At 37.4% G+C, this 18,609-nt stretch carries 16 protein-coding genes; 11 read left to right on the top strand and 5 right to left on the bottom strand.

The genetic code is table 11. The features are described 5' to 3' along the window. The first annotated feature begins 139 nt into the window (after positions 1–139). The 8 genes from ACUNWD_RS05170 (at position 140) to ACUNWD_RS05135 (ending at position 10,771) form a co-directional block, all read left to right on the top strand. Positions 140–1,705, top strand: coding sequence for an ArnT family glycosyltransferase (locus ACUNWD_RS05170; protein WP_445586713.1), 1,566 nt, complete (start codon positions 140–142; stop codon positions 1,703–1,705). A gap of 84 nt (positions 1,706–1,789) precedes the next feature. Continuing rightward, complete coding sequence (locus tag ACUNWD_RS05165; protein ID WP_445586712.1) at positions 1,790–3,454, top strand: nucleoside kinase; 1,665 nt, start codon at positions 1,790–1,792, stop codon at positions 3,452–3,454. Positions 3,455–3,617: 163 nt separating this feature from the next. After that, on the top strand, positions 3,618–4,217 hold the full coding sequence (locus ACUNWD_RS05160; protein WP_445586711.1) for a TetR/AcrR family transcriptional regulator: 600 nt from the start codon (positions 3,618–3,620) through the stop codon (positions 4,215–4,217). Between the two features lie 50 nt (positions 4,218–4,267). Next, the gene (locus ACUNWD_RS05155; RefSeq protein WP_445586710.1) at positions 4,268–4,885 is read left to right on the top strand and encodes a TetR/AcrR family transcriptional regulator; all 618 of its coding nucleotides are present in this window, start codon (positions 4,268–4,270) and stop codon (positions 4,883–4,885) included. A 49-nt stretch (positions 4,886–4,934) separates the two neighbouring features. Then, complete coding sequence (locus ACUNWD_RS05150; protein ID WP_445586709.1) at positions 4,935–6,236, top strand: TolC family protein; 1,302 nt, start codon at positions 4,935–4,937, stop codon at positions 6,234–6,236. Between the two features lie 18 nt (positions 6,237–6,254). Beyond that, a complete protein-coding gene (locus tag ACUNWD_RS05145) occupies positions 6,255–7,310 on the top strand; it encodes an efflux RND transporter periplasmic adaptor subunit (RefSeq protein ID WP_445586708.1) in 1,056 nt (351 codons plus the stop codon). A 36-nt stretch (positions 7,311–7,346) separates the two neighbouring features. Then, positions 7,347–10,466, top strand: coding sequence for an efflux RND transporter permease subunit (locus tag ACUNWD_RS05140; RefSeq protein WP_445586707.1), 3,120 nt, complete (start codon positions 7,347–7,349; stop codon positions 10,464–10,466). Between the two features lie 11 nt (positions 10,467–10,477). Further along, on the top strand, positions 10,478–10,771 hold the full coding sequence (locus tag ACUNWD_RS05135; protein ID WP_445586706.1) for a PG0541 family transporter-associated protein: 294 nt from the start codon (positions 10,478–10,480) through the stop codon (positions 10,769–10,771). Positions 10,772–10,839: 68 nt separating this feature from the next. Here ACUNWD_RS05135 and ACUNWD_RS05130 read toward each other — a convergent pair whose 3' ends face one another. Beyond that, on the bottom strand, positions 10,840–12,144 hold the full coding sequence (locus ACUNWD_RS05130; RefSeq protein WP_445586705.1) for an MATE family efflux transporter: 1,305 nt from the start codon (positions 12,142–12,144) through the stop codon (positions 10,840–10,842). A 513-nt stretch (positions 12,145–12,657) separates the two neighbouring features. Here ACUNWD_RS05130 and ACUNWD_RS05125 point away from each other — a divergent pair. Beyond that, positions 12,658–13,257: a superoxide dismutase gene (locus tag ACUNWD_RS05125; protein WP_445586704.1), complete on the top strand. Its 600-nt coding sequence runs from the start codon at positions 12,658–12,660 to the stop codon at positions 13,255–13,257. 189 nt (positions 13,258–13,446) lie between these two features. Then, complete coding sequence (locus tag ACUNWD_RS05120; RefSeq protein ID WP_445586703.1) at positions 13,447–14,118, top strand: VOC family protein; 672 nt, start codon at positions 13,447–13,449, stop codon at positions 14,116–14,118. A 45-nt stretch (positions 14,119–14,163) separates the two neighbouring features. Here the strand turns inward: ACUNWD_RS05120 and ACUNWD_RS05115 are convergent, their stop codons facing one another. Next, a complete protein-coding gene (locus ACUNWD_RS05115) occupies positions 14,164–14,703 on the bottom strand; it encodes a hypothetical protein (protein ID WP_445586702.1) in 540 nt (179 codons plus the stop codon). 259 nt (positions 14,704–14,962) lie between these two features. Here ACUNWD_RS05115 and ACUNWD_RS05110 point away from each other — a divergent pair, with 259 nt between their 5' ends. Continuing rightward, entirely contained in the window at positions 14,963–15,610 is a 648-nt protein-coding gene (locus ACUNWD_RS05110) for a 3-keto-disaccharide hydrolase (RefSeq protein ID WP_445586701.1), read from the top strand. Between the two features lie 11 nt (positions 15,611–15,621). Here ACUNWD_RS05110 and ACUNWD_RS05105 read toward each other — a convergent pair whose 3' ends face one another. The 3 genes from ACUNWD_RS05105 to ACUNWD_RS05095 form a co-directional block, all read right to left on the bottom strand. Next, positions 15,622–16,257, bottom strand: a complete 636-nt coding sequence (locus ACUNWD_RS05105; protein ID WP_445586700.1) for a hypothetical protein — start codon at positions 16,255–16,257, stop codon at positions 15,622–15,624. Positions 16,258–16,317: 60 nt separating this feature from the next. Then, a complete protein-coding gene (locus ACUNWD_RS05100; protein WP_445586699.1) occupies positions 16,318–17,607 on the bottom strand; it encodes a hypothetical protein in 1,290 nt (429 codons plus the stop codon). Between the two features lie 167 nt (positions 17,608–17,774). Then, entirely contained in the window at positions 17,775–18,530 is a 756-nt protein-coding gene (locus ACUNWD_RS05095) for a tetratricopeptide repeat protein (RefSeq protein WP_445586698.1), read from the bottom strand. Between the last annotated feature and the right edge of the window lie 79 nt (positions 18,531–18,609).

The following is an 18,609-nucleotide window of genomic DNA, read 5'->3' as shown; positions in this document are numbered from 1 at the left end:
AGTACCGAACTAATTATATATTTGTGAAGTAAATGAAAATCAAACTAGTTTATATGAGATAATTCGAAACTACTGGAAGTTGATAAAATAATCAACTGGAAGGTTGAAAACACCTTGTAACATTTTATAGATCAAAGCCATGATTAGACGATTAAGCAGTAATAGGTATATTTCTGTCTTTTTGTTTCTATTTGCATTTGTTATCTACCTATCCAATATTGGAGGCGTAAGTATTTACATTCTTGATGAAGCCAAAAATGTTGAGTGCGCGAGAGAGATGCTGAATAAAAAAGACTTTATTGTGCCTACTTTCAATGAAGTTCTTAGAACTGATAAGCCTCCACTTCACTATTACTTCATGATGTTGGGTTTTACAATTTTTGGAGAAAATGCATTTGGAGCGCGTTTTTTCTCTTCACTTTTTGGTGCATTAACTATTTTAATCACCTATTTATTTGTCAAAAAGTATGTTGACAAAGAGACGAGCATTTGGGCTGCAATCATTTTGTTGGCGTCTATTCATTTAAGTATCCAGTTTCATCTGGCAGTGCCTGATACCTACCTCGTATTTTTCCTGACCTCGGCGATCATGTCTTTTTACGTGGCAGTTAAGGAGCGGAAAACATACTTGTTATATGCCATGTATGCTTCGATAGGGTTTGGGGTTCTGGCAAAAGGGCCTGTTGCAATCGGTTTGCCTGGACTGATTTTTCTGTTGTTTTTGATTTTTGCCAAAAGATTCAAATGGACCGAGTTGAAAAGATTGAAGCCAATTGTTGGCACACTAATCGTGCTGGCAATCGCTATTCCATGGTACGTGTTGGTTGCTATGAAAACCAATGGAGAATGGGTGTCTGATTTTTTTCTGAAACACAATTTGAGTAGGTTCTCTGATCCCATGGAGGGGCATGGTGGTATTTTTCTGATCACCTTTGCTTACGTGCTTGTTGGGCTTTTCCCATTCTCTGTTTTTATTTTCCAGGCAATTAGGAAAGCGTGGAAGAATAGGCAGAATGAATTCGTTCTTTTTAGTTTGATTGCACCATCTGTTATCGTACTCTTTTTCTCGATATCTTCCACCAAGCTGCCAAACTACACGGTTCCTTCATATCCATACTTTGGCATATTGCTGGCAATTTATTTAAAGGAAGTAAAATTGGGTAAATTGAAACCCGGATTAATTGCCTTAATGGTTATTGGTTTGATTTTGATTCCAGCAATCTTTGTGGGATTGAAGTTTGACACAGCGCTTGCTAGTGTGAATTCCATTGCCTGGTATTTTTTACCATTGCCATTATTGTTGGTTCTTGCCTATTATTTCAATCAACAAAAAATGAAAGAGAAGGCGCTAATCGCGGTAGCAGGTTCCGGAATTCTTACTTCGTTAATTTTCTTTTTATTTGCGTTTCCTGTTATTGATAGACAAAATCCAGTTATAAAAGGCCAATCAATGTTAATGGGGAAAGAATTACGATATTTTGAAAAGTTGAATCCTGCATTTCCATTTGCATTAAAGAAAGGGGTTTCACCAATAGATCATCAAAATTTCCTTCATTTCTTTAATCACCATCCTGATGGAATTATCATTTCCACCAAAAAGAAAATAGAGAAAATAGATTTGCCGGAAGAGCTTGAAGTAAGCTATTCTTCGAAAGATATTTTTGAAAGTCCAACGACCGTTTATATCACAAAAAAAGGCTATTAGAACGAATTGTTTATTTTTATATTTGTCTGGTTTGAATGTGATGGGAAAACGAATAATCATCTTTTTGTTCTAACTTTGAATTATATGAGAACCATTAATATTTACTGCGAAAATACGAAGTCATTAAAAGCATATCCTCTCGGAACATCGCTTGAGGAAATCAAAAACGATCTACAGATTAAACTAGCGAATCCCATTTGTGGAGCTTTGGTCAACCACAAGGTTAAGGAGCTCTCTTTTTCAGTTGTGAAATCAAAACGAATCGAGTTTATTGATTATACGCATCCGGATGGAAGGCGCTTGTATATTCGTTCGTTACTGTTTATTTTTTACGTAGCTGTGAGGGAAGTTTTTCCTCAAGTGAAATTGAAAATCAGGCATGGTATCAGTCAGGGGTATTATTGCGAGTTGGTTGGTCTGGAACGACCAATTAATGACTCAGATATTTTTGAATTGAAGAGTGAGATGCGTCAATGGATATCACGCGATGTGGTTTTTGAGAAAAAAGGAATACCAACTGAAGACGCTGTGGAGATACTTCACCAGCAAGGGTTAGAAGAAAAAGCTCGTTTATTTGAGCAACAGGGAACCTTGTTCTCATATCTCTATTTTTTGGATGGTCAGGTTAATTATTTCTATGGACATCATGTTCCTTCAACAAAATACCTAACCAGTTTTGATATGGTTTCATACCTGGATGGTATTTTATTACAGGTTCCAAAGTCAGAAAATTTTGATGAGGTTCATGAGGTGATTGAACAACCTAAATTATTTCAAATTTTTCAGGAACATAAGCAGCGTGCCGAGATTCTGGACGTTCCGAATCTGGGAAAATTGAATGAATACATTGAAGAAGGAAAGAGTGGGGACATCATCAAGATTTCGGAAGCTTTGCATGAAAAGAAAATTGCTGAGATTGCCAATATAATTGATGAGCGGCGGGACCAGGTGAAGGTTGTTTTGGTAGCAGGCCCTTCTGCTTCCGGGAAAACAACTTTTAGTAAAAGACTGGCTGTGCAATTATCGGTAAATGGAATTGTTCCCCACATGATTTCGCTTGACGATTATTTTGTGGATCGGGACAAGACTCCTTTGGATGCGCATGGAGAGTACGATTTTGAAGCACTTGAAGCAATCGATATTGAATTTTTCAACCAGCAATTACTTCAACTTTTTAATGGAGAAGAGGTTGAGCTTCCAAAGTTTAATTTCTCATTGGGGAAAAGAGAAAGTTCTGGAGATAAGTTAAAACTTGGACTTGGGCATATCTTAATTGTAGAAGGAATCCATGGCATTAATCCGAAATTGACCCCGTTGATTAAAAACGGGCGTAGCTTTAAGATATTCTTGTCTGCACTTACTCAAATATCTTTTGATGATCACAATCATATTTCAACAACTGATAATCGGCTTATCAGGCGTATGATTCGTGATAGCAAATATCGTGGATATTCTGCGACCGATACCATTAAACGATGGCCAAGCGTACGTAATGGAGAGGAAAAGAATATTTTTCCATATCAGGAGAATGCCGATATCATGTTTAATTCTGCATTGATGTATGAATTGCCAGTACTTAAAAAGTATGCAGAATTGTTGCTTAAGAAGGTTCCTGAAAATCAAATCGAGTTCTGCGAAGCCAACCGCTTATTGAAGTTCTTTAGCTACATGATGGATATTGAAGATCATGAAATACCACCTACTTCGGTACTTCGCGAATTTTTGGGAGGAAGTAGTTTTAGATACTAATGAAGCAAAAGATTCTTGCGGACTGGTAGTTTGTTGTTTTCATATTCTTGCAAGGGCAGGATTATTAATTCAATCCTATTTTTACGAAGATTAGAAAAATAATCTCTGAAAACTTTAATCGTGTTTTGAGTTTTTGACTATATTTGCTACGAAATATTGTTTTATGGAAGTACGAGATCGCATAATAGAAGAAGCTACATCATTATTTTTCAAATATGGTATTCGCAATGTCACGATGGATGATATTGCAGTTTCCGTAGGCATGTCCAAACGTACTGTTTATGAAAATTTCAAAGACAAAACAGAGCTGATCCAGACCATTTTGAAGCATTTGTCAGATAAGCAAGATGCCAGAAGATTGGAGATTGGATCAATTGCCTCCAATGTGATTGAAGCTATATTTATGGCGATGCAAGACGGGGTGAAAGCTATGAATATTATAAATCCGGTGTTTTTCTATGATTTGAAGAAGTATTACCCAGCGGTTTGGAAATCCATAACTCTTGCCAATAAAGAGAAGAATAGTAATCATACCTACAAGCAACTTCGTAAGGGAGTGAATGAAGGATTGTTCAGAAAGGATATCGATATTGATATTATATCAAAATTGTTCCATGAGCAGATTGCTATTATTGGTGATGAAAAGATTTTTCCAAGGGAAGAATACAAGTATATTGATGTGTTTAAAAATGTTATTATCAATTTTATACGGGGTATATCAACAAAAAAGGGGATTGATTTAATAGATAGTATGTTGGAATAATTTTTTTGACTTTTAAAAAACTTTAAAAAATGTAAAAGTTTTATTGGTTTATGATCGATGAAAAAACAATAGTTCAGAAAACGTATAAGCTTTATTCAAAGTATGGTATTAAAAGCGTGAGTATAGATGAGATTGTCGTCAAGTTGGGGATCTCAAAGAAGACGCTCTATATGCATATTAAAGGCAAGGATGAATTAATTGAAAAGGTTGTTGAGTACAGCATGAGTAAGTTCATTCAGGAGTTGAATGAGTTTATTAATCTTGAAAAAAATGCAATCAGGAAATTGGCTTTGTTTTTTGCCTATATGGTTAAAAACGCACGAAAGATAAATCCATCTTTCTTCTTTGACTTGAAGCGAATGTGCCATAATCAGTATAAAGAAATCGAGAATTTTCGGGACGAAAAATTATTTGTGACTGTAAAATCAATAGTTGATGAGGGAATTAGTAACGGTTTTTTTCGGGATGAGATTGATTTAGAATATGTGTTTCAGAACATGATTTTTAAAGTATCTGATGCTGCATATCGAGTCTTCCCGGCATATAGGGATGCCAAGTCTGATAATACAATCTATAAGCTTTTACTTAATGATATTTTGGGAATTACAAGTTTGAAAGGTCATCGTGAATTTGATAAAAGATACGACGATCTACTTGCCATTTTGTAGGATTGAGGTAAATCAGAAGATATAAGGAAAACAATTAAACAATGTAGTAATGAGAAGAAAGCAGATTATCATTTTTTTTATGATCTCCTTAATTGGGCAAGTTGCCATTGCTCAGGAAAGGTTATCGCTTGATTTGGACGCTGCTAAAGAGTATGCTTTGAAATTCAATAAGAATATCAAAAACTCTGGACTGGCAGTTGAAAAATCACAAGAACAGCTTTGGGAAGCAATTTCCGCAGGTCTTCCACAAGTTGATGCAACCACTGATTATTCAAATTCGTTGGGTGCTGAAATTTCTATTCAATTTGCAGAAGGCCAGCCGGCTACACAAATCCCAATTGATCCGACCAGTAGTTTTAATTTGCGTGTGGGGCAGTTGTTGTTTAATGCGAATTACTTGATCGGCATTAAAACGGCAAAGCTGTATCAGAAGTTGTCAGAGAAAAATCAAGTAAAAACTGAACGGGACATTATCAGTCAGGTTGTGGAAAGCTACTACCTGGCTTTGATATCTGATGAAACGCTGGAAATATTACAGGGCAATGTGAGCAACCTGCAGGAGGTTTATGAAAAGACAGAGCCATTGGTTGAGTTTGGAATGATGGAAAAGGTTGATTTGGACCAACTTTCAGTTCAGCTTAATTCGTCGAAAAATGCTGTTAAATCAGCAGAAAGACAATTTGAAATGTCAAAAAATATGCTTCGGTTACAACTGGGAGTATCATCGGAAACGGAGCTGGAATTAACTGAAAGCTTAAGTGAAATTCTGAATCGTGAGAATTCTTCCAAGCTTGAAGGTGAAGGTTTCGATATTAATGAAAATATTGATTTCCAGCTGGTCGAAGCTCAGGAGGAATTACAAGAGAAGCAGGTGGATATGCAAAAGGCAAATTATCTTCCTTCACTTGCTGGTTATTACTCTTTTACGCATAAGCTTTTAAAACCAAATTTTGATATGACTCCCAATCACATGGTTGGCGTGCAGATGAGCATTCCGATTTTTTCCAGTGGTGAAAGACGTGCCAAAGTAAGGCAGGCAGAAATTGACTTGGAATCTTTTAAAAATGAGAAATCATTGCGAGAAGACCAGTTGCAGGTTCAATTTAAACAATTGAGCTTCAACCTAAAGAATGCCACTGAAAACTATGAGAATCAAAGAAACAATGTGGAGGTGTCAAGGGAGGTATTTCAGAACCTGAAACAAAAATTTGATCAGGGAATGATTTCCAGTCTTGAGCTTACCAGTGCTGACAATAACTACCTCAAAGCCGAATCAGATTATTTACAAGCAGCCTTTGAATTGCTGCAAGCGCAAAACGAATTAAAAACCTTAACAGGAACATTGAGATAAAAATTAAACAAGATAATAATGAAACAATTAAACACTTTTATATTCATTCTTGCTATTAGTGCATTGAGTCTGACATCATGTTCTGATAAAAAAGCGGAGGATGGAAAAAAAACGAATATTGAAGTTGCAAAAGCTGAAAGAGTTCGGACAATTATCTTAGAAAATCAAGAGATCACCAGAACGATTGAGTATACTTCAACGCTTGTTCCGTTTAACATTGTACACATGGCACCGACATCTCCCGGTCGAATTGAAGCAATAAATGTTGAAATGGGTGATAAAGTTCGAAAAGGCGATGAGTTGGTTCGAATGAATGATGCGCAGCTTAATCAGGCAATGATCCAGTTGAATAACCTCGAAACTGATTATTCACGTCTGGATACCTTGAAAAAACTGGGAAGCATTGCGCAACAGCAATACGATCAATTGAAAGCACAGTATGAAGTTGCCAAGGAGAATGTGCAGTTTCTTCAAAAAAATACGATTCTCGAAGCTCCTTTCAATGGAGTTATTTCGGGCAAATATTTTGAAGCTGGAGAAATGTATTCAGGTGCACCTGTAGCAACAGTGGGAAAAGCCGCCATTCTTTCTATCATTCAGGTTGAAAGGCTAAAAGCAATAGTAAGCATTTCCGAAAAATATTTCCCGAGCATTCATAACGGGATGGAAGTTTCTCTTCAGTTTGATGTTTATCCAGGTGAAACTTTCAATGGAAAGATTTTTCGTATTTCACCAACTATTAATCCTCAAAGCCGATCATTTGAAGTGGAAGTTAGTGTGAACAATCCGACTGCCAAGTTACGTCCGGGCATGTTTGGCCGTGTGACTATTGGATTGGAAAAAACAAATGCCAATGTACTTCCGGCACTTGCTATTTTGAAAATGCAGGGATCGAATATTCGCTATCTATTTGTTGACAATAAAGGAAAAGCGAAGCGTATTGAAGTTCAGCTTGGTAAACGTTATGACGACAAGGTGGAAGTGATTTCTGATGAATTGAAACTTGGGGATCGTGTGATTATTGAAGGACAGGCGCGTTTGCTTGATGAAATGCCAATCGAAGTATTGAATTGATAATTACCACTCGCCAATAATTAAGAAGAAAATACTATGAGTATATATAAAAGTGCTGTAGATAAGCCAATTACTACCCTGATGATTTTCATTGCAGTGGTGGTTCTGGGAGTGTTTTCATTAATCAATATACCGGTCGATCTTTACCCGGAAATGGAACCACCCTACGTTTCGGTAATGACTACCTATTCTGGAGCCAATGCTTCCGATATCGAGACCAATGTGACAAAGGTATTGGAAGATGCCTTAAACTCGGTAGATAAACTAAAAGAAATTACATCTACTTCATCCGATAATCTATCAGTAATATCGCTTGAGTTTGAATGGGACGCAAATCTTGATGAGGCAACTAATGATATCAGGGATGTTATTGACCGGATGCTGGATAATTTACCGGAAGGGGTTGATCGACCATCCATCTTTAAATTTAACACTAGTATGTTCCCGATTATCTTCTACGCTATTACAGCGGAAGAGAGTTATCCCGGGCTGGAAAAGATTATTGATGAAAAGATTATCAATCCGTTAAACAGGGTTGATGGTGTTGGATCGGTTGCCATGATTGGGAATCCGAAACGAATGGTTTATGTTGATGTTGATCCAAAACGACTGGATGCTTACAATTTGACATTGGAACAAATTGGATCAGTTATTTCCAATGAAAACCGCAACCTTCCTCTCGGAAATGTAAAAATGGGTAAGATTGATTACCAGATTCGTGTGCAAGGGGAATTTTCAGAAAGTGATCGGATAAATAATTTGGTTGTTGCGAACTACAATGGGAAAAAGGTATTTGTGCGAGATGTTGCGACTGTCAGAGATACGTTAAAGGATGTCACCCTGGAAGAGAAAATCAACGGTGAAACCGGCGTTCGGATGTTTGTAATGAAACAATCTGGAGCCAATACGGTAAAAGTTGCACGACAAATCAAGGAAAAACTGGAAGAGCTGAAACCTTCGTTGCCTCCTGATGTGAAGGTTCAGGAGATTTTCGATTCGTCGACTTTCATCAAGGGCTCAATTAGTAACCTTTCATCGACCTTATTGTATGCCATGATTTTTGTGGTCTTGGTAGTCCTATTCTTTTTGGGGCGATGGCGGGCAACATTTATTATTGTGTTGACGATTCCAATTTCATTGATTGTATCATTTGTCTACCTTTACCTTACGGGTAACTCTATAAACGTAATTTCGCTGACCTCGCTTTCTATAGCGATTGGGATGGTGGTGGATGATGCCATTGTTGTATTGGAAAATATTACGCGTCATGTGGAGCGTGGAAGTAGTCCGCGGGAGGCTGCCATTTATGCAACCAACGAAGTGTGGCTGTCAGTAATTGTAACCACTTTAGTTGTAGTGGCTGTGTTCTTCCCTTTAACCCTGGTTTCAGGAATGACCGGTGTTCTCTTCAATCAATTGGGTTGGATTGTGACCATAACAGTCGTCACTTCAACATTAGCTGCAATTTCTTTAACTCCGATGTTGGCTTCGAAATTTTTGAAGCTGAAAAAGCGCAAAAAACAGCGTCGTTTTGGATACGAAAATACGATTGAAAAATGGCTGGATAAACTGGATTCTTTTTATGAATTCGCATTGAGAAAGCTTTTACATTTTAAAACGTTGGTCGTTGTTGGAACTTTCCTAATCTTTTTTGGCTCTTTCTATCTATTGAAGTTTGTGGGTACCGATTTCATGCCAGAATCGGATGAAAGCAGGATGAGTGTCATGATTGAGTTGCAAACGGGCTTGCGCGTTGAAGAAACCACAAAAGTGACACGCAAACTGGAAAAAGTTATTAAAGAACGTTATCCTGAAGTTACCGTAATATCGTCTTCGTCCGGATCAGATGATGAAGGGGGATTTATTTCAATGTTTAGTTCCACTGGGTCAAATATTATCAATTTCACTATGCGGTTGACGGATGTTGATGAGAGAGAACGTTCTGTCTTCGAAATATCTGACGATTTTAGGGCGCAAATTTCGCAACTTCCGGAAGTTGTAAGTTCTACCATATCAACCTCATCTCCAATGTTTGGAGGTTCAGGAAATTCCGTGGATTTTGAAATCTTTGGTTATGATTTTGACGTTACGAATTTGTACGCGGAAAAAATTTATGAGCGTTTTAAAACATTGGATGGAGCCAAGGATGTAACAATCAGTCGGAAAAAAGATAAACCAGAACTTCAAATTGTTTTGGATAGAAATAAATTGGCAGAACACGGATTGACAACGGGTCAGGTGTCTGCATTTATCAGAAATAGAATTAATGGATTGGTGCCTTCGTTCTTTAAAGAAGAAGGAGAGGAGTATGATATCAAAATTCGTTTGGAAGAGCGATATCGGAATTCCATAACTGATATTCTGGACATGACCATTATGACACCAGCAGGTGTAAAGATCAAACTGAAAGAATTGGGAGAAATTGAAGAGTATTGGTCACCTCCAAGTATTAGGCATAAGCGACGTGAGCGGTTGGTGACCATTTCTGCCGCACCTGATGGGGTTTCATTGGGAGAATTGGCAACACTCATAAAAGAAGAGGTGGCCGACGTCCAAACGCCTTCAGATATTGTTACTTCTGTTGGAGGTGCGTACGAAGATCAACAAGAATCGTTTATTGATTTGGCGATGCTGTTTCTATTAAGTTTGATTTTGGTGTATATCGTGATGGCTTCACAGTTTGAGTCTTTAAGGATGCCATTCATCATCATGTTCTCTATCCCATTTGCATTTACCGGGGTGATTTTAGCATTGGTAATTACCGGAACTACCCTAAGTGTGGTTGCAGCTTTGGGTGCTGTGCTTTTGGTTGGAATTGTAGTTAAGAATGGAATTGTGTTGGTTGACTTTATTAACCTGCAGCGAGACCGAGGTGTTGATTTGTACGAAGCCATTGCAATATCAGGGAAATCCCGCTTGCGCCCGGTATTGATGACTGCGGCAACTACGGTGCTAGGGATGCTTCCGTTGGCATTGAGTACAGGAGAAGGCGCAGAGATCTGGCGTCCTATGGGAATCACGGTAATTGGTGGTTTGTTGTTTTCTACTTTGGTGACCATGATTATTGTACCGGTTATGTATGCAGTAATGGCAAGCCGCGGAGAACGCAGGAAAAAGGAGAAAGTGCGTAAGCAATTTGTATTTATGGACAATTAACAAGAAGCATTATGAAAGCAGTATTTATTGTATTTAATCAAGCCAATACCGAGCGGGTGGAGTATATGTTGGACCGTTTGGAAATACGTGGATTTACCTGGTGGAATAATGTACTAGGACAAGGATCTGTTGATGGGGAACCACGCATGGGAACGCATACATGGCCCGAAATTAATTCAGCAGTTTTAACCATGGTGGAGGACGATAAAGTTGACGGGCTTTTGGAGAAAATAAAAAAGTTGGATGAAGTGAATAAGGAAGTTGGTGTACGAGCTTTTGTGTGGGAGGTAATTAAATCAGTTTAGAACCAATTTTCTCTCGATACGGGGTTTTATCTTTTTTTAGGAAAAGATGGAACCCTTTTTTTGTTGACTCAATTCTGAAAATTATTTTGAAGTACTTTTGAAAACAAGAATGTTTGAAAGACTCCGCGGCTGAGCATAAAAAGCATCATTGCCAGCCACAATGCATGATTGCCAATGATTGGCTGAAGCAGAAAGTAGGAGGGGAGAAAAACCAACATACTCGCTCCGATCATCGTGTTTCGCATTTCTTTCGAGGCAGTTGCTCCAATGTAAATTCCATCCCAAACGAAAGAAGCGAAACTGACCAGGGGCGTGATTACAACCCAGAATTTAAAAGCCATTGCAGATTTAATGATATCTCCCTGGTTGGTTAAAACTGTTAAGATTGTTCGATTTGCAAACAGGTATAAGAATCCAAATAGGGTGGCTAATAAAGCACCCCAATAAAACAAATAGCGGGTTACTTTTAAAAATAGTTGCTTGTTTTGTTCTCCAATATATCGCCCGCTGATAGCTTCTCCAGCATAGGCAAATCCATCAATGAAAAAGGCAAAGAACAAGAGGAATTGAATCAGCAATGAATTTACAGCCAGTATATGATCATTGATACTTGCCGACTTGGAGGTGAAAAAAGTAAATACAAAAATCACACAAAAAGTACGGATGAAAATATCCGAATTCACTCTGAAAAACTTTTTCATTGCCTGGGTGTCAATTATTGACTTCCATTCCCAGTATTTAATAAGAGGTTTGTATGATTTTAAGAATAGAGCAATTCCAATTAAGACTCCCAGGTATTGAGCAATTACTGTTCCCAAAGCCACTCCGGCCGAATTCATATGCATGGATTTTACGAAAAAGAAACTAAGGGAGATATTAAACACATTGGCCGCAATTGAGGTGATCATTGGGAATCGGGCATTCTGCATCCCCAGAAACCAACCATTTAACACATACAAACCAAGTGTTGCCGGAGCAGCCCACACGCGAATCCGGAAATACTCAGAAGCAAGCGATTCAACTTCCTGACTACCATTAATCATTTTAAAACTTAGCCATTCAATAGGAACCTGCAAGGCAATAATTACCAAACTGATAATCGTGGAAATCAAAATAGCACGAACCAATATGCTAAAACTCTCCTGCCGGTTCTTTTCACCATAAGATTGTGCTGTAAAACCACTGGTTCCCATTCGCAGAAAACTAAAACCCCAGTAGATAAAATTAAAAATGACAGTTCCCAGCGAGACTGCACCAATATACACGTCAGATCCAAGGTGACCCATTAACGCCATATCCACCAAACCAAGAAGAGGGATGGTTACATTGCTAATAATATTCGGGATTGCAAGGCGGAGTATATCGCGGTTCATGAAGTTTTTTTTGCAAAGAAACTAAAATAATCAGAGCCGGGGGAATTGGGTTGAGTGTAATTCACTTTTCAGTGGATGGCTGAAATATATTTTCAACCCACTTCGGGGTTACTCCTGTCCCTAAATAATTCTTAACCCCAAAATGAATTTTGAGATCACGAATATTTAATCCTTCGGATTTAATCTATTCCCATTGGAATCTGAAAACACCAACGGTGTTAAATTTTAATGACCTTTGGTGAATCCAAAGGTTGTAAATAAATTATAGATACAAACTATTTGCTCTAGCTTTTCTATTGTATTCTATTATTCTAATTGCAATTCACTTATTTGAACCTTTCAGATATCAGACAACACTATTTTTTATATCCTATTGCCATTATTGATTCAGCCTATCACCAATAAATAAATTCAATAAAAATTGATTTTATGAGATTTGGATGCGAACATTTTTGCCTGTATGTTTGTATTTAAAGATAAAAACATCTTCAAACCTTAAAAAGTTATTATAATATGTCATTTGAATTACAAAAATTATCTTACTCATACGATGCATTGGAACCTTATGTTGATGCACAGACCATGGAAATCCATCATAGCAAACACCATGCTGGATACACCAATAACCTAAATGGTGCAATTAAAGGAACCGAGCTCGAAGGAAAATCGATCGAAGAACTATTGGCAGACGTTTCTAAATATGGAACAGCTGTACGTAATAATGGGGGAGGTTTTTATAACCACAACCTATACTGGGAAGTTATGGCGCCAGGTGGTGCTCCCAGTCCTGAAGGAGAACTGTTAAACGCAATAAATGATTCGTTTGAATCAGTACAAAACTTTAAAGATGCTTTTACGAAAGCTGCACTAACCCGTTTTGGTTCGGGTTGGGCGTGGCTGGTAAAGCAGGGTGATAGTTTGGTGGTTTCGTCAACACCCAATCAGGATAATCCGCTAATGGATGTGGCAGAAGTAAAGGGAACTCCTATTTTAGGAGTTGATGTTTGGGAACATGCTTATTATTTAAAGTATCAGAACAAACGACCCGATTATGTCGAAGCATTCTGGAAAATCATTAATTGGGACGAAGTTGCCAAACGGTTTAAAGGTTAGTTGATTTTTGGTTTTTTTCCCCGAAGCAGAGGCTTCGGGGTTTTTATTTCCCTAAACTCCTGTCTTTTCAGACGGGAATTTTTATTTCCGGACAAATTTGTGAATACCTCCTATTTGAATTTTCATTCCTGAAAACAATCCATTCCCATTGAAAGTTATACTAATAGTGAAGGATAAGAAGATGCTAATATGAAGATTAGAGAGCTCAAAATATATAGTTCAAAGCTGAAGGCCCAAAAGGTGTTTTATGTGAAAACACTTGGCTTACCTCTGTTGCAGGAAACCGAAGATTCGTTTACGGTTGCAATCGGAAAATCGAAGCTTATTTTTCAGACAAAGGAAAATACAACACCGTATCATTATGCAATTAATATTCCCTCAAACCAAGCGATGGATGCCCTGTCATGGTTGCAGGAGCGGGTGGAGATTCAAAAATATGGAGACAATGAGCTGGTTGATTTTATCAATTGGAATGCTACCTCCGTGTATTTTTACGATGCCGAACAAAACATTGTCGAATTGATTGCTCGAAAAAACTTACACATTCAGAGTATTGACACGTTTGATTACCACGCTTTTCTTTCGATAAGCGAAGTTGGTGTGCCGGTGATTGATATCAAGAAATGTTATGAGGATATATGCCGGATTTCAGATATGCCTGTTTATGACGGAGACCTTGAACGTTTTTGTGCTGTTGGCGATGAAAAAGGCTTGTTTATTCTCGTGAACAAGGATTTGAAAAACTGGTTTCCAACAGATGATGTGGCTTATTCGTCTGATTTTGTCATTCGGGCCGAGAATAGGGGAGAGGAATTTAGTCTTTCTTTTCAGCAAGGGAAATTAAAAAGAGTGGCCATTTGACCACTCTTGAAATATGATTTTACTAATTTGATTCTGCAGATTGTCTTATTGCCTGGTGTAGACCACCTGTTCATCTTCGTCGTCAAAATCACCATCCATGTTATAATCCTGCATCATGGTAAGTTTATTTCCGTCAACGCGATATTCAATTTCTGTTGATTCTTCAAATTCAAATTCTTCAAGCAACACATCAAACTCACCATCCTCATAATTGTAATAGGTCATATCTTCTGCCAACCATCCGGTTTCTTCGTCGATGCTTATAATCCCAATTTTATTTGGGAATACATTTATTTTATTTCCGCTTACTGAAAGTTCTCCTTCAATCTCAAAATACTTAATCCAGACATTGAGTACAGGATATTTTATCATTCCCTCATCGATAAAAGAGTTTTCTGTTAACGTTAATACTTCTTTTGCATCAAGGGTAACATCATCCTGAGTCTCGGTGTACTCTGCAACCCAGGTCCCAACGTAATCCGGATTATTGTCCGAATCGTCTTTCGAGCAGGATACAATAAACGTGAATGCAAGGGTAATTAGAGCCAATCGGCTCGCCAGGTAATTAAGTTTTTGTTTTTTCATGACTTTTGATTTTCCGTAAAAATAGTGATTTTAGAATACTTTTTCGTCTTTAATTCATCATGCCAGATCAACAACCCTCAAAAGCGACAAATCTTTTCAAATTTTTAGCGTTGTCGTGAGTGTTTGTTAAACGGCGTCAGTGGCTCTATTTCGAGCTTTTTAGTAGTTCTTCCGGTTTTATTACTCTTTTTAATTTGTTTGTGGTATCTAAAATGAATTCTCTAATATTCATAACTTTGGAATAGCTAAACGCGATGTTATGAAAAATCACAGGGGAATCTATCTTGTCTGTTTTATTGCCATTTCGGCATTTATACTGGGCTGCAATTCAAAACCTAGACCTAAATTTGAGGAAGGTTTTAAAGCTACTAACTTCTTTGATGGCAAATCGCTGGATGGTTGGGAGATTAGCAATTTTGGACCGCAAGGGCCTGTTTATATTTCCGGGGGAAGCATTATCCTGGGAATGGGAGATGGCTGTACCGGGGTAAGCTGGAAGGGAGACTTCCCAACGATTGATTATGAAGTAAAACTGGAAGCCAAGCAAATTGATGGGAATGATTTTTTCTGTGGAATGACCTTTCCTGTAAACGATGAATTTTGTACGCTGATCATTGGGGGGTGGACCGGAACGGTAACCGGATTAAGCAACATCGATGGACACGATGCCTCGGAAAATGAAACTACTATTTATAAGGAATATAAACGAAATATCTGGTATCGTATTAAACTCAGGGTTACGCCTGAACATATTAATGCTTGGGTGAATGATACCTCCATTGTAGATGTAGATATTCGAGGCAAAGAACTATCTATCCGACCGGAAGTCTCGTTGTCAAAACCCTTTGGAATTGCCTCATGGCAAACAACTGCTGCCATCCGTAATATTGAGGTTGCCAGGTTTTAAGTGGAATTCATTTATTTCAGTCCACCGTTTAAATCATAAAATAAGCGATGGAATTCCTTCCGGTCGCTATCCGATAATTTTTGAATTTGTGCCAGCGGGATAACAATGGTAGATTGGTAATCTACATAATCCCTTGTTCCCGGCTTAAATTGATGGGGCAGATAAAACAGGCATAACGATGTTGGCAGGATATAGGCGTTGCCATCCATTTCAAGATCTGTGTGTCCGGTGCTTTTCAGCGAACCGGAATTGGAAAGAAACATCGCAAAGGTATGCCCGGTAACAGGAACATTAAACGTTAAGTTTTTATAGGGCATATTTCCCTTTAGAACGCCTACAACATATGCCCCTTGCTCTGCCGACGGGAAGTTTGGATGTTTTTTGATTGTAACACCAGGATATTTTTGCCTTCTTGTGAAATACATTCCCGGAAGTAACTTAATGTAATTTTGGTTGGTTTGGTTATATCCTATCGATTGGATGTTGTGACTGCGCATAAATGCAACCAAATTACTTACCCTTTGTCTTTGCAAAGTAAGAATGGTTTTGTTATAGCTATTGCATTGGTCTTTTTCTTGTTGGGTAATGGTTTGTGCTTGCAGCATTACCGAAAAAGTTAATAATGAAATAAAAATTATTAGTCTCATACTTATTTTTCTATTGAAGTTGCTTGCAGTTTTTCAGATTTACTTTAAACAACTTCTTCATTAAAAATCATTTTGTAAGGTCTTCTTGTTATCCTGCTTGTCTTTGTTATCCAATTTTGTGTAAAATCCTGAAAGCAAAATTGAAATAGTTGTTGGTATGTCTTTATTAGAATTGGTTTGAAACAGGTTAAACATAGCAAAATGGTGTTCCGGAATTTCTCCCAACTTTTCTCGTAAAGAGGCATAATAAGCTTCCCCAAAATTTTTGATTATATGATCGTCCGACCAGAAGTGTGTTGCCGAGAGCCCAATATTATCATCTTCAAAAGAGGGTTTCCCAAACACAGTTTTAATATCTGCCGCAAGTGCATTGAACTCTTCTTGTGGGAGTATTTTATCAAAGAGGATTCTAATTTGCTGTAATTTATCTTCGTAGAAAATGTAATAAATGCCTTCCAGCTTTTGATCCAGCAAACTCAGGTTTTCGTCACTCAATGTATAGATTTCTACGTAAGGTGCATATTTTTGATTGAGGACTTTTTGAGATTCTTGTGGAACGAGGATGGAGGCATAGGTTTCTTTAAACGCAACTAAACTCATCCCCAAATTCTTGTTTCTAAACGTATTGATGGGTTTAAGTTCCGCCACATGGCTTTTTTTCATGATTTCAACAAATAATTTCCAATAGTTTATCTCATCATTGTACCTCATTTGCAAGGTGATTTTCCCACCGTAATAAGGCTTTTTTATTTTACGGGGCGCTTTTATGGCATATGAAAAACGCAAAAGATTAGCTTCGTTACTGGGGACATCTTTAAAATGAACATTCCATTGTGCTTCTGATCCTAACATTTGAGAAATGAATTCCTGGGCACTGAAATTTACACTGCGAGTAAAATCGTTACTAACATTTGAAGGCGGAGCGTATTCCTTGCATCCTTTGTATTGTCCGGCGTACCTCCCTTTCAGATTATAGTTTACAATCTTTTTTGCTTCTTCTTCATCCTTTAAGTATTCTTCATTGGCAATAAATTTAATCTGCACCAGAATTTTGTTTATAAATTCAAGATGCATTTCAGGAAATAATAGTTCGCCTAGCTTGTAAACTTTACCAATTTCTTCAAGGTTTATTTTTACGAATGAAGTTTCGATGTTGTATTTACTTGCATTGAAAATAATCCCACTCTCTGTTTTTTCAACCTTGCAGTTGTATGCCTGTTCTACTTCTCCAGCTGTCATTCCCAGGTATACTTTATCGTAATATCCTAATAGAGGTGTTTTGGCTTTGTTCTGCGCTATAAGTAGTAATGGAAAAAGTAAGCTAAAAAGAATTGAAATCGTTGTTTTCATTAGTTATCGTTTTTCGTGTCAACCGGCGTATCATCTTGCCCCGATACTCGGTTTGATTCCGTTAATTAATTCAATCAATGTTGTATGTCTTATAATTAATCTTGAGCAGAAGGTCTGACTTGTCAGACCGCTAAAACCCCCGCCTGCCATATTACAATTTGTTAGCATTAGTTTTTTATTGTTTCGCATTTACATTTTAAATATTCCTCAATCTCCAAATTCAAATCTTTTGCCCTTCCCCACTGTAAACATGCATTTATTGTATCTCCTTTTGCAAGATAAATGTCGCCAAGCATTTTATATGAGTATGGTTCGTTTGGGTCAATAGTAAGTGATTTCTTAATATCAATTAAAGCACTGTCATTATTATCCAATTGCATATTTGCGTATGCTCGGTTCAAAAGATTTAGTTTGTCATTTGGATTTATTTTAACCGCTTTATTTAATTCTTCGAGAGCTAAATTATATTGTTCTTTGTCGAAGTAAACTAGAGCTAGTTGATAATATGCATCGCCAAAATTGCGGTCGACAGAGGTTATTTTTTTATAATTAATAATTGCACTATCAAGCTTTCCTAGTTCATGACAAACTACCGCAGTATAATAGTAAATCATTCCATTAGCAAAAAGGTCATCACTTCCTGTGTTCATTTGTGTATTAAATGTCAAAACTATTTTATTCTCATTGTCTGCCTTTGAATGACTTTCTCTCAGAGAAATGGCTTTGTTATAACATATTAAAGCCGAGTCATATTTTTTAATGTTTTGATAAATCATCGCTTTCGAAAGTTGTCCATATTCATTGTCTTCTCCCAATTTTTCTGCCTCAATAAGTAATTTTTGATAATCAACTGCGTCTTGACTGAAACAGTCTAAATTATAAGTGAAGATTAAGAATAATATTATGAGCGTTTGTTTCCTCATTTTAAAATGTTAATGCTAACGGTTAGTGTATGAAGCGTTGGGCGTCTCGAAGCACTTTCCTGTCAAACCGCTAAATTTT

Source organism: Sunxiuqinia sp. A32 (assembly GCF_052690465.1).
The sequence above is the reverse complement of the archived record's forward strand: the minus strand, read 5'-3'. Positions and strand labels throughout refer to the sequence as shown.